Here is a 20052-nt window from a genome sequence, read left to right on the forward strand (position 1 = left end):
ATCAGGAAGCAGCCAAACAGCGCGATGGTCCCGGGGATGCGACCCATTTCCTCACGGACCATGTCGCCCAGCGAGCGACCGTTGCGGCGGGTGGACATGAACAGGACCATGAAGTCCTGAACCGCACCGGCCAGCACCACGCCGGCAATCAGCCACAGCGTACCGGGCAGGTAGCCCATCTGCGCCGCCAGTACCGGACCAACCAGCGGCCCCGCGCCAGCGATGGCCGCGAAGTGGTGACCGAAAAGCACGTGTTTGTTGGTCGGCACGTAGTCCAGACCATCATTGTTGAGTACGGCGGGAGTGGCTCGATTGGGATCGAGCTGCATCACCTTGGTGGCGATGAACAGGCTGTAATAGCGGTATGCGACGAGATAAATAGCGACTGCTGCGACTACGATCCAGAGGGCGTTGATGGCTTCGCCGCGGCGCAGGGCCACGACACTTAGCGCAAACGCTCCCAGGACAGCCACGGCAAACCAGGCGAGGTGTTTAGCCAGACGGGGCATAGCGTGTCTCCTGCCGACAGCCAGTGGCTGCGGCGGTAATTATTATAATTGTGTCCGCATTGCGGAGCGGGCCCAATATCCGCCCATGCTGTCGACAAATAAATCCGCGTTACTACGTACGCGTCGTCTACGTAGTTCTACGTAGACAGCTTGTCATTCCGTCCAGCACCGCTACTGGAGGCGCGTATCTTTGGCATATGATGCCGGGCCTTCGCCTTCCCTCCGCCTGGCCAGGAGTAGAGATGCAGCTCAAACACAAAATCGTCGCGCTCGGGATTCTGCCGCTGGTGTTGGCGATCGCGGTCATCTGCGCGCTGGTGATTTCCCTGAACCGCCAACTGGGTGATCAACAGGCGCAACTGATCGAAGACAGCATTCTGGCCAGCAAGCGCGCAGAACTGAAAAACTACGTCGAAATGGCGCAGAGCCTGATCGCGCCGCTGTATGACAACGGCCGAGGGGACGCGCGTGCCCAGCAACAAGTGCTCGAAGAACTGCGCAAACTCAGCTTTGGCATCAACGGCTACTTCTTCGTCTACGACCGCGAGGGTCGCAGTCTGATGCACGCACGCCAGTCAGAGCTGGTGGGCAAATACCTGTGGGACATGACCGATCCTCACGGTTTACCCGTGATCCAGGCGCTGCTCAAAAGTGCGCAATCAGGCGAAGGTTTTCAACGTTACGCCTGGAACAAACCCTCTTCCGGCCAAGTGACCGACAAGCTTGCCTACGTAGTGATGCTGGACCGTTGGGGCTGGATGCTCGGCACCGGCATCTACCTTGAAGACGTTGAACGCGCCACCCAACAAGCGCGTGCCGAGGTGGCCCAGGGCATCCGCAAAACCATGCTGGCGATTGCCGCGGTGGCCCTTGTGGCTGTGCTGTTTGTCTTCGCCACCGGCATGACGCTGAACGTCAGTGAGCATCGCCTGGCCGACAAAAAACTCCAGCGCCTGACCCAACGCATCGTCAGCCTGCAGGAGGAGGAACGATCCCGGGTCTCTCGAGAGCTGCATGACGGCATCAGCCAGCTATTGGTGTCGATCAAGTTTCAGTTCGAACTGGCCAGCCATGTGTTGGAGAATGGGCAAGACAAGGGTTTGAACATTTTAAGAGACGCCACGGAACGGCTGGGGGATGCGATTGGCGAGGTTCGCAGCCTCTCTCACGACCTGCGTTCGTCGCTGCTCGACACACTCGGCTTGCCGGCAGCGATTGGTCAACTGGCCGCAGAATTCGAGCAGCGCAGCGGTCTTGTCGTGACCTTCAACGATAACGAATTCGACTGTCACCTGGTCGATGGCGCTGCCGTCTCGTTGTTTCGCATCGTGCAAGAAGGCCTGACCAATATCGAACGCCACGCCCAGGCAAAACACGTCATCATTACCCTGCACGGCTCTGAAAAGTCCGTACAGTTGACGGTGGTCGATGACGGTATCGGTTTCAACGTCGCCCAGGTCGAACGTCGTCACGCTGGCATTGGCCTGCGCAACATCCGTGAACGAGTCGAGCATTTTGGCGGTCGATTCGACCTGACATCGATGCCGGGAAGAAGTGAGCTGGACGTGCTGCTACCGATGAAACTGCCCGGTACAGAACGCTGACTCAACCCATAACAATTAGAGTGAATGCCTGCGATGAACCTGCCCTACCCGATCCGCGTCGCCCTGGTCGACGATCACTCCCTGGTCCGCGACGGAATCAAATCGCTGCTGGCGGTCATGGCGCAACTGGAAGTGGTGGGAGAAGCCGAGAATGGCGCGGATGCCATTGACATGGTCGGGCGCTGTCAGCCGGATCTGTTGCTGGTCGACATCAGCCTGAAGGACATCAATGGCCTTGAGCTGACGCGGTTGTTACGCAACCAGTACCCGTCTCTCAAGGTGCTGGTGCTGAGCATGTACGACAACTATGAATACGTGAGTGAATCCGTTCGCTCGGGTGCCAGCGGCTATGTACTGAAGAATGCGCCTTCACGGGAAATCATTGCGGCGATCGAAGCCATTGTCAGCGGCGGGACGTTCTACAGTGCCGAGATCGCGCAGCGGCTCATTGCCGATAAAAGTACCGACAACGAGCTGACTCCGCGCGAAAGCCAGGTGCTGTACAAGATGGCTCAGGGGCTGAACAACAAGGAAATGGCTCGCGAACTGGACATCAGCGTCCGGACGGTAGAAACCCATCGCCTGAGCATCCGTCGCAAACTCAACATCGACAAACCCGCCGCCCTCGTAAAGTACGCGATCGATCACGGAATCATTTCGCGTTAGAGGCGATTCACACCGCACTCGTATTAACGACACGTGCCGTGCGAATAAACAACGCGCGTACCTTGTCCCAGAAATTCCCCCCAAGCACGAAAAAGCTGCCGATCAACATGGCATCGCCCAGCGCCTGAAGCTGCCAGATATTGGGTCTCAGTCCCGGCCAAAGAGTGTCTATGTAGGGTTCGAGAAATCCCGAGATCAGCGGCAGGCAAAACATCACGAGGCCAATTCTATGGCGAGCCGAGCCTACTTCCACGTCTGCCGCCGGTGCAAGCGCGGAGACGTAACCAAACATACTGCGCTTGAGTTGCTGAAAGCCGGATTTGCCCATAATGGCAATCGCGAGAATCAACAGAATCTTGTTACTGATAAACAGAACACCAGTCAGCGCCGCGATCTTTGAGCCAGGCACATCCGCTGCGGCAGCGAGAGGCACCATCAGCCACGATCCCAGCATCAAACAGATAATCGCGATGCCCAGTTTGAAGCGCCAACCAGCGGAACTAGGTACGTTGTCATCCTGAGGGTTGCTCATGGTCTTCTTAACCTTCTTTCTGGCCGGGATTAATAGATCTTCAGAAGCGTAGCAGTTGCTCGATCCCATGATCATTCAACATGACCTTGTATTTATCCGAGCTGTACTAACCTAAGCGAACCGGTAACCAACGCCATTTCAATATCAGGTATGTTCGGATGACGTTTTCCCAAGATCTAGTTTCAGTGCACCGATGCTGACGCACTCGGGTCGGCTGCTTCTGCTGGTCGCCCTTGGCCTTGGCGGCTGTGTCCGTCTTGGGCCGGATTTTCAGGCCCCCGGCGAGGCCTGGACAAAACTCTGGAGCAGCCCTGCGCTTGAGCAGGCCAGCCAACGAAGCCTGAATCCCGACCTTCGCCAGTGGTGGCAAGTGTTCGCCGACCCGGTCCTCGACGCGCTGATCGCCGAATCGGATGCGCACAATTCAGACTTGAAAATCGCCGGCCTTCGCGTCATGGAAGCCCGTGCCCGGTTGGGTATTGCGCAAAGCGGGCGCTATCCGCAACTGCAACAGGCCAGCGCCGACAGTCTGTACTTCAACCGCAAGCAGTCCGGCGGTAACAATCCACAAGACAGCCATTTCTGGCAACACAGCGCGGGCTTTGACGTCGGTTGGGAGCTGGACTTCTGGGGGCGTTTCAGTCGAGCCATCGAGTCGTCCGATGCCAGTTATTTCGCGGCTCAAGCCAACTATGAAGACGTACTCGTACTGCTGCGTGCTCAGGTGGCCGACACATACTTTTCGTTGCGCACCACCGAAGCGCGTTTACGCGTGGCCCGAGAAAACGCCGAGCAGCAAAAGCGCAACTTTGAGATCACCGAAAAACTGTTCAACAGTGGCCAGAGCGCCGAACTCGACTTGCAACAAGCCAAGACCCAGTACCTGGGCACCTTGAGCAGCATTCCGGATCTTGAGGCGCAAGTACTGCGCACCCGCAACGCGTTGGCTGTGCTGATCGGGCAGCCACCCAGCGCCCTGCCCCAATTGCTCGAAAGCGAGGGACTGATCCCGCTGGTGGACCGAGCGGTGCTGCAAGACGTGCCGGCCAGCCTGTTGTTGCGTCGCCCGGACGTGCGCGCCGCCGAGCTCAATGTTGCCGCCCAATCGGCACTGATCGGTGTGGCAGAAACCGACTTCTATCCGTCGTTGACCTTGCTGGGCAGCATCGTCTGGACCACCGACACGTTGAGCGGCACCTCCAACAGCCTGGACCTGATCGGCGGCCCCAGTTTGCGCTGGAACCTGTTCGACCACGGCCAGATCAGCAACAACGTGCGTGTACAGGATGCGCGTTTGCAGCAGCTGATTGAGGTTTATCGCGACAAAGTTCGCCAGGCCGCACGGGAGGCCGATGATGCCGCCAGCGGGCTAATCAAATCACTGGAACGCGAGCGCATCCTGCGTGAGGCGGAAGTCGCCGCCAAGCGCTCATTGAGCCTGGCCAACACCCAATACCGCGAAGGTTACTCGGACTTCCAGCGCGTGTTGGATGCTCAACGCGCATTGCTCGAACAGCAGGACAATTACCTGCTCAGCCGCAGCAATGCCGTGAGCAACCTGATCGCCCTGTACAAAGCCCTTGGCGGTGGGTGGTACAGCGCCCAGCCGACAGTCGATCAAGACACTCGCCGGCAAATGGAACAACGCACCGACTGGGGCAACCTGCTGAATGAGCCGGTCCCTTCGCAAGCCTCCTATCCCGTGCCAGAAGGTCAAAGCCGATGACTGAACCCTCGCCGCCCGTCACTGAGGCGCCCTCCCCCAAGGCTCCCGAGCCTGCCGCCGATCCTGCAAAAAAAGGCATCAAATGGGTGATGCTGCTGATCGTATTGAGCCTGGCCTGGTACTTGTTGGCTGACCGTTTCACGCCGTATACGCAACAGGCTCGGGTGGGCGCCTTTGTCATACCGGTGGCATCCGAAGTGGCAGGTCGGGTGACCCGTGTGAATGTGCGCAACAATCAGGACGTCAAAGCGGGCGATGTGCTGTTTGAAGTGGATCAGCAGCCCTATCAAATAGCCGTCGACCGTGCACGCGCTGACCTCGAGTCGACACGCCGACAGATCGGTGCCAGCACCGCCGGCATTGCCTCCGCGCAAGCCTCGTTGCGAGCGGCCCAGGCCAACGAACTCAAGGCCCGACAGGATAACGAACGCCTTGAAGGCTTGTACCGCGAAGACCGGGGAACCATTTCCGTGCGCCTGCTGGAGGTCTCTCGGGCCAACCGTGAACAGGCCGTCAGTCAGGTCGCCGCAGCCCATGCCGAAGTCCAGCGGGCACGGGAACAGGAAGGCGGCAGCGAGGAAGACAACGCGCTGTTGCGCAGCGCCGCCACGGCGTTGTCAAAAGCCGAACTGGACTTGTCCAACACGCAGATACGTGCACGGTCGGCAGGACTGATCACCGATCTGCGCACCGATGTCGGACAGTTCGCCACTGCCGGCAGCCCGGTCATGACCCTGATTGCCATCCACGATGTGTGGATCAGCGCGGACATGACCGAAAACAACCTCGGCCTGGTGGAGGTCGGCACCCCTGTTTCGATCGTTCTGGATGCCCTGCCGGGGAAGGTTTTCCAAGGGCGTGTGCGCAGTGTCGGTTACGGTGTCAGCGTCGGCCAGCCCCCTGCGCCCGGCAGCCTCCCCAGTGTGCAGAACAGTCGTGACTGGCTGCGTCCGGCCCAGCGTTTCCCGGTGATTATCGAGTTTTCGGAAGACTCAAGGAAAACGCTGTTCGACAGTCGCGCCATCCGTGCCGGTGGACAGGCTGAAGTCATGGCGTTTCCTACCGAAGACAATCCGCTGAACCCGCTTGGGCGTCTGTTTGTAGGGCTAATGAGCTGGCTGAGCTATGCCTATTAAGGGCGCGCCTGCTCAGCGCACGCCTCGTGTCCAGCGGGCGTTGCGCCTGGCCACCGGCACGGCGCTATGCCTGGCCATCAGCTTCGGCCTGGCGCTGCCGATCCCCTTTATTTCGCCAGTGCTCGCCGTGTTGTTACTGGCCTCGCTCAATCGGCCTTTGCCGTTCAAGGCCGCACTGGTGCTTGCGGTGGCTGCGATGCTGACCACCGGCATCGGCCTGTTGCTGATCCCCGTCCTGCGTTATTACCCTTTCTGCGGTGTGCTGCTGATTGGAGTCAGTCTGTTCCTGGCGTTTGGCTTTGGCCTGCGCGGCGGCAATACCTTGATCATGACCTTCCTGATCATTGGCCTGACCATGATTCCCTCGGCCGGCGTCGCCGAGTTCGATCTGGCAATGATGGTCATCGGCGCCTTGGTCAAGGGCTTGATCCTCGCCGTCATCGTCGTGGCGATCAGTCACTGGCTGTTTCCTGATCCCGCCAATGCACCCTCCCCACCCGCCGCCAGCACACTGCCGGCGCAAGAGGTGAGCAGGGTTGCGTTGCGTGCGACCCTGATTGTCATACCGGCGTTCCTGTTGGCACTGATTGACCCGGCGAGCTATCTGCCGATCATTTTGAAAGCGGTCAGTCTTGGCCAACAGAGTTCGACGACAACGGCGCGCAATGCGGCTCATGAACTGCTCGGCTCAACCTTCATGGGGGGGCTGTTGGCTATTATGTTCTGGTGCGCGCTCAGCCTGTTTGTGCACCTGTGGATGTTCTTCCTGTGGATGCTCCTGTTCGGCTTGCTGTTGGCGCGCAAGCTCTATGCCCTGAGCCCGACCCGACAAACCCCGGGGTTCTGGCTCAACAGCCTGGTCACACTGATCATCCTGTTGGGCCAGTCGGTTCAGGACAGCCTCGCCGGGAAAGACGTCTATACCGCCTTCGTCGTGCGCATGGGATTGTTTATCGCGCTCACGCTCTATGCCTTGCTGATGGTTCATCTACTGGATCGGCGGCAGGGCAATCCAGGCGTCACTCAGGCTCACGGGGTTACCTGATAACCCCGCCCTTGCAGGCAACCGTGATGGGGCTGTTTCACATCGTCCTCGACCGGCTCATAAAACTCGTCATATTGACGTCCTCGTTCCTCCGCCTTCCTCGTCCCGGCAGCAGCATCCACCGCAGCACCCTCCGAGGGTGGCGGGTTTGAGGTGCTCTGGATGGCCACGAGGTTGCTGCAATCGTCGATGTCCAGCTGGACTTGTTGCGAGGTCTGCCCGTTCAAGGGCACGACCGTTTCGGCCTGAACCTGCGAATAGACCATCGACATTACGACGCACAGGCTGAGCGACGATAACCGACTCATGATGACCTCCGACACGGTCCACTGTGTTTGCGGGTCAGCGTTTGGCTGGGAAGTTCCTGGAACAACGCCCGATAACTGCTGGAAAACCGTCCTAAATGCCAGAACGACCAATTCATCGCCACTTGCGCGACCGTCGTCTCCCCAGCCGTTCGCCTGAGCAATTCGCGGCGCGCGCTGTTGAGCCGACGCAAGCGCAACCAATGCGTGGGTGTCATTCCGGTATACGCCTTGAACGCATGCTGCAACTGACGCAGCGAAACCCCGGCCACCTGGGACAGCTCCAGCAAATTGAGGGTTTCTTCCGGTGTATCGGCGGCCCATTCGGCGACGCGCTTCATGATCGTTCGCTCTTCCGCCCGACGCTGCAAACCTGCGCGATCAAGGCACACACAGGCGTTATCGAGGATGTACAAACAGTCCTCTAATAGTTGCTGCGTCAACGCTTCTTTGCTCGGCGGATCCAGCGTCTGCGTCAGCCGCGTCAACGTCCCGCTCAACCAGCGGCTGAACAGCACGTTCTGGCCTGAGTTGAGCGGCGACATGAACAAGCCTTCGAGCCGCGCCACATCCAGCCCATGCCGCTGAACGAATTGCGGACCGAACACCACGGCGATTTCCTGGTAGTTCTCCGGGGTGATCCAGATGTTGCGGCTTTCACCGTTCAACACGTACAGCGAGTTGTCGTTGCGATCGAAACAGAACGCCAGCGCGCCTTCGGGGGCGCTGAAATTCTGCTCGACGCGGGTGTTCATCTGTTCTTCGTAAATCTCTACGCCCTGCAAATCCAGATAGCGTACCCGCCCGGCGAAATGTCCCGGAGACATCTGCTGATAGTGCTGCACCCAACCCGGCGTGGCGCGGATTTGCTCGGCCACGTCGGCGGTGTTGAACGCTTGAACCTGTAACGGATTACACGCTGTCATGGGACGCCTTGCGCACTCTTTTGGTGCGCTTTGTGCTGTTTAAAGTGGATAGATGGAACGGCAAGGCTCACCCAAGATAGTCGTCAACGCGCCACAGGGGAAGTGTCCGGTGGATGAAGCCGCTTTCCCCGGCGTAACAAAAACCAACAACGAGGTCTTTATGAATGTCCCTTTCGATCAGCTGCTCACGTGGCTGAAAGATCACAAGATTACCGAGGTCGAGTGTGTGGTCAGCGACTTGACCGGCATTGCTCGCGGCAAGATTGCACCCACCAACAAGTTCCTGCATGAGCGAGGCATGCGCCTGCCGGAAAGTGTGCTGTTGCAAACGGTAACCGGGGACTTTGTCGACGATGACATCTACTACGACCTGCTTGACCCGGCCGACATCGACATGGTCTGCAAGCCCGTCGCCGACGCGGTTTACGTCATTCCATGGGCCATCGAGCCGACCGCCATCGTGATCCATGACACGTTCGACAAGTTCGGCAATCCCATCGAACTGTCGCCACGCAACGTGCTGAAAAAAGTCCTGAAACTCTACACCGACAAAGGCTGGAAGCCGATTGTCGCGCCGGAAATGGAGTTCTACCTGACCCAGCGTTGCGAAGACCCGGACTTGCCGCTCAAGGCGCCACTGGGACGCTCGGGCCGTGCGGAAAGCGGTCGTCAGTCGTTTTCCATCGACGCCGCCAACGAGTTCGATCCACTGTTTGAAGACGTCTACGACTGGTGCGAACTCCAGGGCCTGGACCTCGACACGCTGATCCATGAAGACGGCCCGGCGCAGATGGAAATCAACTTCCGTCACGGCGATGCGCTGGACCTGGCGGACCAGATCACTGTGTTCAAACGCACCCTGCGCGAAGCGGCACTCAAGCACAACGTCACCGCGACCTTCATGGCCAAGCCCATTGGTGACGAACCCGGCAGTGCCATGCATATCCATCAAAGCGTGGTGGACATTGCCACCGGCCAGCCGATTTTCGCCGATGCCGACGGGCAGATGAGCGAGTTGTTCCTGCACCACATCGGAGGCTTGCAAAAGTACATTCCCAAAGTACTGCCGATGTTCGCGCCCAACGTCAATTCGTTCCGCCGCTTCCTGCCCGACACCTCGGCACCGGTCAACGTTGAATGGGGCGAAGAAAACCGCACCGTCGGCCTGCGCGTGCCGACCTCGACGCCGGATGCCATGCGCGTGGAAAACCGCTTGCCGGGCGCTGATGCCAACCCATATCTGGCGATTGCCGCGAGCCTGTTGTGCGGTTATCTGGGCATGGTCGAAAAGGTCGAACCGAGCGCCGCGGTGCAGGGGCGTGCCTACGAGCGACGCAATCTGCGCCTGCCGATCACCATCGAAGACGCACTGACCCGCATGGAAGAGTGCGAAACCATCGAGCGCTATCTGGGCAGCAAATTCGTCCGGGGTTACGTCGCAGTCAAGCGTGCCGAACACGAAAACTTCAAGCGCGTGATCAGCTCCTGGGAGCGCGAGTTCCTGCTGCTCAGCGTCTAACTCCCCTGACGATCGTTCCCACGCTTTGCGTGGGAATGCAGCCCGGGACGCTCTGCGTCCCATTGGAACGCGGAGCGTCCCTTGAGGCATTCCCACGCAGAGCGTGGGAACGATCAGCCTGAAGAATCCAATAACTAAAAAAGGTGTCGATATGCGTCTATTGAAATCCGTGGTTCCGGTCTCGCTGGCATTGCTGTTCAGCGCCACTGCACAAGCTCAGCCAAGTGTGAGCGTCTACAACTGGACCGATTACATCGGCGAGACCACCCTCGCCGACTTCCAGGCGAAAACCGGGACCAAAGTGATCTACGACGTATTCGACTCCAACGAAACCCTGGAGGGCAAACTGCTCGCCGGCCGCACGGGTTATGACGTGGTGGTGCCCTCCAACCATTTCCTCGCGCGTCAGGTCAAGGCCGGCGCGTTCCTCAAACTGGATCGCTCGCAGTTGCCCAATTGGAAAAACCTCGACCCGAAACTGTTGGCCTTGCTGGAAAAAAACGATCCGGGCAATGAACATTCGGTGCCGTACCTGTGGGGCACCAACGGCATTGGCTACAACGTCGACAAGGTCAAGCAGGTGCTGGGCATCGATCGCATCGATTCCTGGGCGGTGTTTTTCGAACCGGAGAACCTGAAGAAGCTCAGTCAGTGCGGCGTGTCGATGATGGATTCGGCGGATGAAGTGTTCCCGGCGGTCCTGAACTACATGGGCATGGACCCACGCAGCGAAAATCCCGCGGACTTTAAAAAGGCCGAAGCCAAGCTGATGACCATCCGGCCTTACATCACCTATTTCCATTCGTCCAAGTACGTGTCGGACCTGGCCAATGGCGACATTTGCGTCGCGTTCGGCTATTCGGGCGATGTGTTCCAGGCGGCGAACCGTGCCAAAGAAGCGAAGAATGGCGTGAACATCGCCTACTCGATCCCGAAGGAAGGCAGCAACCTGTGGTTCGACCTGTTGGCGATTCCTGCCGACGCCAGCAACCCGAAAGAGGCCCACTCGTTCGTCAACAATCTGCTGGATCCGCAGGTGATCGCCAAGGTCAGCGCCTCGGTCGGTTATGCCAATCCGAACCCGGCGGCCAAACAATACCCGAGCTGGTCAATAATCCAGAGGTCTATCCTCCTCAGGAAGTCCTCGACAAGCTCTACATCTCCACCACCCCGCCCCAACCGATCATGCGTCTGATGACCCGCTCCTGGAGCAAAGTGAAGTCCAACCAATGAATCAGTACGACACCGAACACGCTCATTCTTATTACGCCGCGTCGGCCAACAGCCTGGCGCCCTACCCCGTGCTGGCTTGCGACCTCACGGCCGATGTCTGCGTGGTGGGCGGCGGTTTTACCGGCGTCAACACCGCGATCGAACTGGCGCAGCGTGGGCTCTCGGTCATTCTGCTGGAAGGCCGGCGGATCGGCTGGGGCGCCAGCGGGCGTAATGGCGGGCAGCTGATCCGCGGCATTGGCCATGACGTCGAAGGTTTCGCCCGATATGTCGGTCAGGACGGCGTGCGCTATTTGGAGCGTGCAGGCATCGAGTCAGTGGAACTGGTGGGCAACCGCATCCGCGAGCATGGGATCGATTGCGACCTGCGCTGGGGCTTCTGCGAGCTGGCCAACACCCCGGCGCAGTTCGCCGCGTTCAAGACTGAACTGCAAAGCCTCACCGAACTGGGTTACACCCATGAAACCCGACTTGTCGGCTCCGAGCAGATCCGCCAGCAAGTGGTGGGCTCCGATGTTTATGCCGGCGGCCTGATCGACATGGGTTCGGGGCATTTGCATCCGCTGAATCTGGTGCTTGGCGAAGCGCGCGTTGCCGAATCCCTCGGGGTACGAATATTCGAACAGAGCCCGGTGCTGGAGTTGATCCACGGCAGCACCGTGCAGGTTCGCTGCGCCGGCGGCACGGTACGCGCCGGCAGTCTGGTGCTGGCCTGCAACGCGCACCTGGAAGAACTCGAACCACGCCTGAGCGGCAAGGTTTTACCGGCAGGCAGTTACATCATCGCTACCGAACCTTTGACGCCTGAGGTTGCTGCGCAATTGATCCCGCAGAACCTGGCGCTGTGCGACCAGAAAGTCGGCCTCGATTACTACCGGCTCTCGGCGGATCGACGCTTGTTGTTCGGCGGTGCCTGCCATTATTCCGGGCGTGATCCGGCGGACATCGGCGCTTATATGCGGCCGAAAATGCTCAAGGTCTTCCCGCAGTTGGCGGACGTGCGCATCGATTATCAATGGGGCGGCATGATCGGCATCACCGCCAACCGCTTTCCCCAGGCCGGACGCTTGAGCCAGTACCCGAACGTGTTCTACGCCCAGGGCTATTCCGGTCATGGGCTGAACGTGACCCATTGGTGTGCACGGTTGCTGGCTGAAGCGATTCATGCCGGGCATAGCAAAGGGCTGGACGTTTTCAGCGCCGTGCCACACATGACCTTCCCCGGTGGAAAAGTCCTGCGTTCACCGCTGCTGGCCCTCGGCATGTTCTGGTATCGCCTGCGCGAATTGCTCGGCTGACCGCCTCCTACAGGGACCGCTTTGATTCTGAATAGTCTTTTAATTTGCTCAATCGCAAGTCACTTCTATATTGAGGGGGGGCTCTGACTTTCCTGCCTCCTGGCGAGTGCGGCCTATGGCTACGACTGACCAACTGATCATCTGCGAGCACTGCGACTGCGTGTATGAAAAAGTCACGCTCGCCAAACATCAAAAAGCCCTCTGCACACGCTGCGGCGGGGTGCTCCAGCGTTACAACGGTTTGTCGGTGCAACAGCGCCTGGCGCTGAGCTTCACCGCAGCGGTGCTATGGATTTTCGCCAATTTCTATCCGGTCATGAGCATCAGCCTCAAGGGCCTGAAGAACAGTGCGACGCTTTGGGATTCGGTTGTGGCGTTGAGTCAGGGGCCGATCACGTTTATTGCGCTCGTGGCGGCGATCTCCATCATTATCGCGCCGGTGTTCCAATTGCTCCTGCTGATCTGGGTGTTGAGCTTCGCCCTCACCTCTCGACGTTCACCCGGCTTCAAGCTGTGCATGCGCTGGCTGGAAACCCTCAGGCCGTGGAGCATGCTGGAAGTCTGTCTGCTAGGCGCAATGGTTGCAGTGTTCAAACTCGCCGGGATGCTGGATGTACTGCCCGGCATTGGCCTGTTTTCCCTCGCCGTTCTCAGCCTGTTGCTGATCCGCATCGCCGGGCGCGATGTCCGTGAATTGTGGGACATCCTATGAACAGGCCACCGCTCGCCAGCGAACTCAACCTGTGCCTATGCCATAGCTGCGGCCTGGCCTGTGACATAACCGACAACCCTCACGAATGCCCACGCTGTGGCGCGCCCCTGCATGCCCGCAAAGCCAACTCATTAGCTCGCACATGGGCCTACTTGCTAGCCTCACTGGTGTTTTATATCCCGGCCAATCTGCTGCCGGTGATGAACACCAGTCTGTTCGGCAGCGGCTCCGACAGCACCATCATGAGCGGCGTGCTGGAGTTCTGGGCACATGGTGCCTGGGACATTGCCCTGATCATTTTCATCGCCAGCATCGCGGTGCCGGGCGTCAAGTTCGTTGCCCTCTCTCTACTGCTGATCACGGTGCAACGCGGCAGCCTGTGGGCGCGCAAGGAGCGTTCGCAGCTTTACCGTTTCGTCGAGTTGATCGGCTATTGGTCGATGCTCGACGTGATTGTGGTCGCGCTGGTCGCAGCGCTAGTGAAATTCCAGGCCCTGGGCGATATTCAACCGCGTGTGGGCATTCTGTTTTTTGGTCTGGTAGTGGTGTTCACCATGCTGTCGGCAATGAGTTTCGACCCGCGTCTGATCTGGGACAAGGGGCCGGAAAATCCACAAAACGAGGAGGTCATGGATGAAGTCGCAAGCCACTGATGGGCCGCAAGCCCCCGGCCAGGCCAGTATCAAGACCCGTCGCTTCAGCGTTTCGCTGGTATGGATCGTGCCGATCGTTGCGGTGCTGGTGGGGATCTCCCTGGTGATTCACAGCGTGATGCAGGAAGGTCCGACCATTACCGTCACCTTCAAAACCGGTAGCGGCCTTACGGCCAACAAGACCGAGGTCAAGTATCGAAACGTGGTCATCGGCCATGTCTCGGAAGTAAAGCTGAGCAACGACCAGAAGAGCGTCAACGCCACGATCAAACTCGACAAACAGGCTGAAAGCTTCACCCGCGAAGATTCGCAATTCTGGGTCGTGCGACCGCGCATTGGTGCTGGTGGCGTCTCGGGCATCGATACGCTGCTGTCAGGCGATTACATAGGCGCCGATATCGGAGTGGCCAATGCCCGATCCAAACACTTCACGGGCCTGGAAAACCCGCCGCCCATTACCTATGGCGAACCGGGCAAACGCTTCATGCTGCACACCCAGGACCTCGGATCGCTGGATATCGGCTCTCCCGTTTACTACCGCAAGATCCCGGTCGGGCAAGTGGTGGCCTATGCGCTGGATGCGGATGGCAAAGGGGTGAACATCGAAATTTTCGTGCATTCGCCCAATGACGCCTTCGTCACGGAGAACACCCGGTTCTGGAACGCCAGTGGTATCGATGTGAGCGTCGGGGCCAATGGTTTTGCGGTGAAGACTGAATCCCTCTCGTCCCTATTGGTGGGCGGCATCGCGTTTCGCGCGCCGGAATACAGCCCCAATGATCAGCCGGCCAGCGAGAATAAAGCCTTCGACCTGTTCGAAAACCAGCATACCGCCCTCGCTCCTCCCTATGGCAAGGGCCAGTACCTGAGTTTGCGCTTCGATCAGGCCTTGCGCGGGCTGAAGGTCGACGCGCCGGTGGAATTCCTCGGCATCGAATTTGGCAAAGTCGTCTCGGTCAATCTGGATTTCGACGCGAAAAAACGCAGCTTTCCAGTCAATGTCGGCATCGTGATCTACCCACAACGACTCGGCCAGGCCCATGCCAAGATGCTTAAGGCCTTGAATCATGATCCCAATGATGAAGCCGCCAGTATCAAGCTGATGGGCAGTTTCATCGACAACGGCCTGCGCGCTCAGGCCCGTAGCGGCAATCTGTTGACCGGTCAGCTTTACATCGCGCTCGACTTCTACCCCAACGCGGAGAAAGTCGTGTTCGATCCAGCCGCCCGTCCTGTCGTCATTCCCACCATTCCTGGCAGCCTCGAACAGTTGCAGGAGAAACTGGAGAGCATGGTCAACAAAATCAACCAGCTGCCCATCGAACGTATTGCCGGCAATCTCGACAGCAACCTCGTCGAACTGCGCAAAGGGCTCGTGCAGTTCAATGCCAGGACCCTGCCCGGTGTGCATACCACCCTGGCGGACGTCAGCAAGACCTTGCAATCGGCCAGTTCGACCCTGGCCGAGGATTCGCCGCAACGAGAACAGTTGACTCAGACCCTGGACGAACTCGGGCGCATGTCTCGCTCACTGCGTGAGCTCTCGGACTACCTGGGCCGGCATCCGGAATCACTGATTCGCGGCCGTCCCGACAATGCCGCACCGATGGATATGAAGGCGCCCCCGCGCAACTGACCACAGGAGCAACCCCCCATGGCTATCCCACTGAAGATCTCTCTGGTCACTGCACTGTTACTGCTCACCGCTTGTCGCAGCGACCCGATTCAGTTTCACACCCTGACCCCTGCCCAATTGAGTGGCGCAAGCAGCAGCGGCGCGGAGATCCAGATCGAGGGCATCACGGTGCCGCCCCAGGTCGACCGTCCGCAGATTGTCATTCGCCAGGGCAACAGTGGCGTGGCGATCCTCGAAACCGAATGGTGGGCGGCGAGCCTGGTGGACGAGTTGCGCAGCGCCCTGGTCGATCAACTGGTCAACGGCAACCTGCAACGCAGAGTGTCGTTGCGCCTGGACGTGCAGCGCTTTGATTCGATTCCCGGTCAATACGCCTTGATCGACGTCAAATGGCGCCTGCGCAGTCTCGGCGCCGGCGATACCGCACTGATCACCTGTCGCAGCACCTTGCAGACCCCTTCCGGCGTGAGCATCGATGATCTGGTGGTGGCCCATCAGAACAATGTGAAGCGGTTAGCCGCGCTGATCAATCAGGCGATCAGCGCGCAAAAAGGGTGTCCTTCGGCGTCCTGACGGTTCACAAATCAAAGCGGTCAACCGCCCGACGGCGTTCATTGTCGTCGCGCACGTCGTAATTGGCCGTGGTCTGGATGTTGCTGTGGTGGGCCAGTTTCTGCGCGATCGACAGGTCGTGCTCTTCAATCACTCGGGTGATGAACGACCGCCGGAAATCGTGCGGCATGATTTTCACCCCGACCTGTGCGCCGCGTTGCCGGGCAATGTAGTAGATCGCATGCTTGGTGATGCGCTCGCGGGTAATGTGGCTGCCACGGCGGATGCGGTTGAACAGGAATGGATCATCTGTCTCGCCCTCCTTTAACTGCGAACGCCGCAACTCCAGCCACGCATCCAGTTTGGCGAAGGCCCAGGCTGGCGCGTACTTGATCAGCTGTTTGTTGCCCTTGGCGGTGACGCACAGGCTGCGCTCGGTGAAATCCACTTGGGCCAGGTCCAGATTCACCGATTCCGATTTGCGCATCCCCGAACCGTACAGAATCCCGATGATTGCCGCGTCCCGTAGCCCTTGTGGCCGTGGATCGGCGGCGCAGACCTCCATCAAGTCGCGAATCAAGGTGCGCTTGAGGTTGCGCCCCTGGGACAGACGCGTGCCGGCAATGCCTTTGACCGAGCGCATTTTCAGCAGGTGTTCCTGACTGATCAGGCTCATGCGCCACGCTTCGTTCATCACCCCGCGCACCGCGTTAACGTACAGCGACGAGGTGTTCGGCGCGTAACCGTCTTCGCGCAAGGTCGCCACCAGTGCAACGACATCCTCGGGCTGCAGTTGATGCCAGGGAATCTCGTCGATGTTCATGTCTTCGAAGTCCAGACGGTCGGCGGCGTCCTGCAACACATAACGCATGGTCAACTGGCTGGACGGCGCCAGACGCGCCAGATACAGGGTCAACGGGTTGGCTTTGGAAATGCTGGGTTCAGTAGCAACTAAGTCAATCAATGAAACGGCCTTGAAAATGAATAAAGTTCAACACAACAACTAAACAATGAATCTACACCTTCCCTGCATTCGACGAGCCCGAGGGGCCGTCACGCTGCCGATCATGGCCGGGAAAGTCAATTGATGGCTTCTTGGCTTATCGGCTAAGCCTTTGTAAACACGATACTTTCGGCGAATTCGCTGAAGAGCTTCGTTCGCCCGGAGATCAGGTCGGCACAGCTGCGTCAGGATTATCGCAAACCGAGCATCGCCAATGCCAAACGTCTGCTTGACTGGATACCAACGGTGGAGATGAGCGAGACCATCGGCAACACGCTGGTCGTACAGCACGATAGGCGAATTGAAATATGGCCTCCCTATCCTGATTCGGTGAAGCAGCGAGTCGACCTGGACAAGGTGCAACCGTGGATGCAGGTCAAGGGCGATGGCGAGCTGCAAGAAATCGAACGACTGCCCAAGGATGGCAAACGTTATGAACAAGGCAACCTGGTGATTCTGATTTCTCCTCAGGGGGCGTCATGAGCCTGCTGCTCGTATTGGCTGCCTGCCTGCTGACCTGCCTGGGCCAGATCGCCCAGAAGTTCGCTGTGGAAAGTTGGCGCGGCAAGCCGTCGGGCTGGGGCGAGAAACTGCGTTCGCCGTGGCTGTGGCTGGCGCTCGCCTCCCTGGGATTGGGTTTGCTGGTCTGGTTGCTGGTGTTGCAGCGCCTCGAAGTCGGCGTCGCCTATCCCATGCTCAGCCTGAACTTCGTATTGATCACACTGGTCGCCCGCTTCGTCTTTCACGAACCCGTCGACCGCCGTCACTGGCTGGGCGTGGCGCTGGTGATCGCTGGCGTGGCGCTGCTGGGGCAACACGCATGAGCCTGCGTCGCGGACTCGCCTTCGCCCTGGGCAGCGTGCTGCTGGGTAGCGCCGCGCAGTTGGGCATGCGCTGGAGCATGACCCGCTTGCCCCATCCCGAACAATTGATACCCGCCTTGAGTAACGGCAGCGTCGATGTATTTGCCGTGGCCGTCGTGCTCGCCGCCATCCTCGCCTATGCCGTGTCGATGTTCACCTGGCTCGCCGCCCTGCGGGATTTGCCCCTGGGTCGGGCCTATTCGCTGCTGAGCATCAGCTACGCGCTGGTGTATGTGTTGGCCGCCAGCCTGCCGCTGTTCAATGAAACCTTCAGCTTTTCGAAAACCCTGGGGGTGGCGCTGGTCATCCTCGGTGTCATCACCATCAACTCCGGACCTGTTCACGCGCCTACTATCAGGAGAGCTCCATGAAAATCAGTGTATTTGGCAGCGGTTACGTTGGCCTGGTGCAAGCCGCCGTCCTGGCTGAAGTCGGCCACGACGTGGTGTGCATGGACATTGACGAGAAGAAAGTCGAGTTGCTGCAACAAGGCCACGTGAGCATTTTCGAACCAGGGCTGGCCAGCCTGGTGCGCGAAAGCCTGGAAGCCAAACGACTGCAATTCACCACTGACGAAAAGTTTGCGGTGCAGCATGGCCAGGTGCTGTTCATTGCCGTGGGCACGCCGTCCCGGGACGATGGTTCGGCGGACCTGCGCTACGTGCTGTCGGTGGGTGAAGCGGTGGCGCGTCACCGTGAACAACCGGTGATTCTGGTGGAGAAATCCACGGTGCCGGTGGGCACGGGCGATACCCTGCGCGCCCATATTGAAAAGTGCCTGCTCAAGGTCGGTCGGCTGTTGCAGTTCGATATTGTCTCCAACCCCGAGTTTCTCAAGGAAGGTTCGGCCGTGGCCGATTGCCGACGCCCGGACCGCATTATCATCGGCTGTGAACGCGACGACGTGCGCGACGTGATGCGCGACCTCTACGCCCCTTTCAACCGCAACCATGACCGCATCATGTTCATGGACCTGCGCAGCGCCGAGCTGACCAAATACGCCGCCAACTGCATGCTGGCGACCAAGATCAGCTTCATCAACCAGATCGCCGAACTGGCTGAACACCTGGGCGCCGACATCGAGTCGGTGCGGCTGGGGATCGGTGCCGATTCGCGCATTGGTTACCACTTCATTTATCCCGGCTGCGGTTACGGCGGTTCGTGTTTCCCCAAGGACATGCGTGCGCTGATTCACAGTGCCGAACAGGCCCACTGTTCCAGCGATCTGCTGCAAGCGGTTGAAGCCATCAACCAGCGGCAGAAACACAAACTGTTCGAGCGCATCAACGCCTTCTACCAGGGCGATTTGCGCGGCAAGACCTTCGCCGTGTGGGGCCTGGCCTTCAAGCCCAATACCGACGACATGCGCGATGCGCCGAGCCGGGTGCTGCTCGAATCTCTGTGGGCTGCCGGGGCTCATGTGCGGGCGTTCGACCCGGAAGCCATGCAGGAAACCCAACACCTTTACCCCGACGAATCGAAGCTGATGCTCATGGGCACGCCGGAATCGGTGCTCGCCGGGGCCGACGCACTGATCATCTGCACCGAATGGCAGCAGTTCAAGGCGCCGGACTTCAACTTGATCCAGCAACGGCTCAACGCACCGGTGATCTTCGACGGGCGCAACCTGTACGATGCCGAACGCCTGGCCCGCAGCGGCTTCCTGTACTTCCCGATGGGCCGTGGCGAATCGCGCAACCTGCCGATTCCCCATCAGCAATGGCCAGCGACCTCGGTCGTCGCGTGAACACGGTATCGCCCGGCATTCGTCGGCAGTCCCTGTGGATTGGGCTGCTGGCGCTGATGCTGTTCATCGCCGGGGGGTATCAGCAAGCGGCGATCGGTTTCGACTTGCTGGCGACCGTGTTGTTGGCGATGTGTGTCGGTGTGCTGCTATGGCTGGCCGAAACCAGCGGCGGGCCGGCTTTCATGCAAGATGTGGTGCGCATGCAGTTCCTCGGGCGCATGGATGGCAGCGAGGGGGGCAGCGGTTCGCTGTATTACTTCACCCGTTCGCTGGGTAACTATGCGCTCGCTTATCCGCTGCACGTCAATCCCTTGCAGCAGCTGCCGAGCCTGCGAGGCTGCGAGGCTGCGTTCGGCGACGAAGTCGTCGCAAACCCTCAAACCCCGA

19 protein-coding genes and 3 pseudogenes are annotated in these 20052 nt (G+C 59.3%); 17 read left to right on the forward strand and 5 right to left on the reverse strand.

Annotation, left to right across the window (positions count from 1 at the left end):
* Window positions 1–509, reverse strand: a 509-nt coding sequence (locus MMG91_RS26085; protein ID WP_310661139.1) for a carbon starvation CstA family protein, incomplete at its 3' end; no start/stop codon positions are given.
* 242 nt (window positions 510–751) lie between these two features.
* Between MMG91_RS26085 and MMG91_RS26090 the strand changes: the two genes are divergently transcribed.
* Together MMG91_RS26090 and MMG91_RS26095 are read left to right on the forward strand one after the other, a co-directional pair.
* A complete protein-coding gene (locus MMG91_RS26090; RefSeq protein WP_305501749.1) occupies window positions 752–2113 on the forward strand; it encodes a cache domain-containing protein in 1362 nt (453 codons plus the stop codon).
* A 33-nt stretch (window positions 2114–2146) separates the two neighbouring features.
* Window positions 2147–2779, forward strand: a complete 633-nt coding sequence (locus MMG91_RS26095) for a response regulator transcription factor (RefSeq protein ID WP_305501751.1) — start codon at window positions 2147–2149, stop codon at window positions 2777–2779.
* A 7-nt stretch (window positions 2780–2786) separates the two neighbouring features.
* Here the strand turns inward: MMG91_RS26095 and MMG91_RS26100 are convergent, their stop codons facing one another.
* On the reverse strand, window positions 2787–3311 hold the full coding sequence (locus tag MMG91_RS26100) for a transporter suffix domain-containing protein (RefSeq protein WP_310661190.1): 525 nt from the start codon (window positions 3309–3311) through the stop codon (window positions 2787–2789).
* A 193-nt stretch (window positions 3312–3504) separates the two neighbouring features.
* Between MMG91_RS26100 and MMG91_RS26105 the strand changes: the two genes are divergently transcribed.
* From MMG91_RS26105 to MMG91_RS26115, 3 genes are read left to right on the forward strand one after another with little or no spacing between them, the layout of a single operon-like run.
* Window positions 3505–5037 carry a TolC family protein gene (locus MMG91_RS26105; RefSeq protein WP_310661140.1) on the forward strand — a complete coding sequence of 511 codons (1533 nt, stop codon included), beginning with the start codon at window positions 3505–3507 and terminating at the stop codon, window positions 5035–5037.
* Window positions 5034–6173 carry an HlyD family secretion protein gene (locus tag MMG91_RS26110; protein ID WP_310661141.1) on the forward strand — a complete coding sequence of 380 codons (1140 nt, stop codon included), beginning with the start codon at window positions 5034–5036 and terminating at the stop codon, window positions 6171–6173. Before MMG91_RS26105 ends, MMG91_RS26110 begins: the two co-directional genes overlap by 4 nt.
* Window positions 6163–7218 carry a DUF2955 domain-containing protein gene (locus tag MMG91_RS26115; protein ID WP_310661142.1) on the forward strand — a complete coding sequence of 352 codons (1056 nt, stop codon included), beginning with the start codon at window positions 6163–6165 and terminating at the stop codon, window positions 7216–7218. The genes MMG91_RS26110 and MMG91_RS26115 overlap by 11 nt, the downstream gene beginning before the upstream one ends.
* On the opposite strand, the gene MMG91_RS26120 is transcribed toward MMG91_RS26115, so the two are convergent.
* Complete coding sequence (locus MMG91_RS26120) at window positions 7203–7526, reverse strand: hypothetical protein (RefSeq protein WP_310661143.1); 324 nt, start codon at window positions 7524–7526, stop codon at window positions 7203–7205. The genes MMG91_RS26115 and MMG91_RS26120 overlap by 16 nt on opposite strands.
* Window positions 7523–8449, reverse strand: a complete 927-nt coding sequence (locus tag MMG91_RS26125; protein WP_310661144.1) for a helix-turn-helix domain-containing protein — start codon at window positions 8447–8449, stop codon at window positions 7523–7525. Before MMG91_RS26125 ends, MMG91_RS26120 begins: the two co-directional genes overlap by 4 nt.
* 160 nt (window positions 8450–8609) lie before the next feature.
* Here MMG91_RS26125 and MMG91_RS26130 point away from each other — a divergent pair, with 160 nt between their 5' ends.
* From MMG91_RS26130 to MMG91_RS26160, 7 genes and pseudogenes are all read left to right on the forward strand, one after another.
* Complete coding sequence (locus MMG91_RS26130) at window positions 8610–9968, forward strand: glutamine synthetase family protein (protein WP_305445384.1); 1359 nt, start codon at window positions 8610–8612, stop codon at window positions 9966–9968.
* A gap of 151 nt (window positions 9969–10119) precedes the next feature.
* Window positions 10120–11201 (forward strand): annotated as a pseudogene (locus MMG91_RS26135) (polyamine ABC transporter substrate-binding protein).
* Window positions 11198–12499 carry an FAD-binding oxidoreductase gene (locus tag MMG91_RS26140; RefSeq protein WP_310661145.1) on the forward strand — a complete coding sequence of 434 codons (1302 nt, stop codon included), beginning with the start codon at window positions 11198–11200 and terminating at the stop codon, window positions 12497–12499. The pseudogene MMG91_RS26135 and the gene MMG91_RS26140 overlap by 4 nt, the downstream one beginning before the upstream one ends.
* Window positions 12500–12614: 115 nt before the next feature.
* Window positions 12615–13211 (forward strand): paraquat-inducible protein A, encoded by a 597-nt coding sequence (locus MMG91_RS26145; RefSeq protein WP_305445389.1) that lies wholly within the window; start codon window positions 12615–12617, stop codon window positions 13209–13211.
* Entirely contained in the window at window positions 13208–13864 is a 657-nt protein-coding gene (locus MMG91_RS26150) for a paraquat-inducible protein A (protein WP_310661146.1), read from the forward strand. Before MMG91_RS26145 ends, MMG91_RS26150 begins: the two co-directional genes overlap by 4 nt.
* Window positions 13845–15500 (forward strand): MlaD family protein, encoded by a 1656-nt coding sequence (locus tag MMG91_RS26155; RefSeq protein WP_310661147.1) that lies wholly within the window; start codon window positions 13845–13847, stop codon window positions 15498–15500. The genes MMG91_RS26150 and MMG91_RS26155 overlap by 20 nt, the downstream gene beginning before the upstream one ends.
* Window positions 15501–15518: 18 nt before the next feature.
* Window positions 15519–16073 carry a membrane integrity-associated transporter subunit PqiC gene (locus MMG91_RS26160; RefSeq protein ID WP_305445394.1) on the forward strand — a complete coding sequence of 185 codons (555 nt, stop codon included), beginning with the start codon at window positions 15519–15521 and terminating at the stop codon, window positions 16071–16073.
* Between the two features lie 4 nt (window positions 16074–16077).
* Here MMG91_RS26160 and xerC read toward each other — a convergent pair whose 3' ends face one another.
* The gene (xerC, locus tag MMG91_RS26165; RefSeq protein ID WP_305449800.1) at window positions 16078–16923 is read right to left on the reverse strand and encodes a tyrosine recombinase XerC; all 846 of its coding nucleotides are present in this window, start codon (window positions 16921–16923) and stop codon (window positions 16078–16080) included.
* Window positions 16924–17338: 415 nt separating this feature from the next.
* Between xerC and MMG91_RS26170 the strand changes: the two are divergent.
* The 5 genes and pseudogenes from MMG91_RS26170 to MMG91_RS26190 form a co-directional block, all read left to right on the forward strand.
* A pseudogene (locus tag MMG91_RS26170) lies at window positions 17339–17538 on the forward strand (4-amino-4-deoxy-L-arabinose lipid A transferase); the annotation flags it as partial.
* Entirely contained in the window at window positions 17535–17879 is a 345-nt protein-coding gene (gene arnE, locus MMG91_RS26175) for a 4-amino-4-deoxy-L-arabinose-phosphoundecaprenol flippase subunit ArnE (protein ID WP_310661148.1), read from the forward strand. The pseudogene MMG91_RS26170 and the gene arnE, both read left to right, overlap by 4 nt.
* On the forward strand, window positions 17876–18289 hold the full coding sequence (gene arnF / locus MMG91_RS26180) for a 4-amino-4-deoxy-L-arabinose-phosphoundecaprenol flippase subunit ArnF (protein WP_310661149.1): 414 nt from the start codon (window positions 17876–17878) through the stop codon (window positions 18287–18289). The genes arnE and arnF overlap by 4 nt, the downstream gene beginning before the upstream one ends.
* Window positions 18286–19665 (forward strand): UDP-glucose/GDP-mannose dehydrogenase family protein, encoded by a 1380-nt coding sequence (locus MMG91_RS26185; protein ID WP_310661150.1) that lies wholly within the window; start codon window positions 18286–18288, stop codon window positions 19663–19665. Before arnF ends, MMG91_RS26185 begins: the two co-directional genes overlap by 4 nt.
* 95 nt (window positions 19666–19760) lie before the next feature.
* A pseudogene (locus tag MMG91_RS26190) lies at window positions 19761–20000 on the forward strand (glycosyltransferase); the annotation flags it as partial.
* Window positions 20001–20052: the final 52 nt, after the last annotated feature.

The sequence above is a fragment of the Pseudomonas sp. JL3 genome, assembly GCF_031570575.1.
GTDB classification, from domain to species: Bacteria; Pseudomonadota; Gammaproteobacteria; order Pseudomonadales; family Pseudomonadaceae; genus Aquipseudomonas; species Aquipseudomonas cucumis.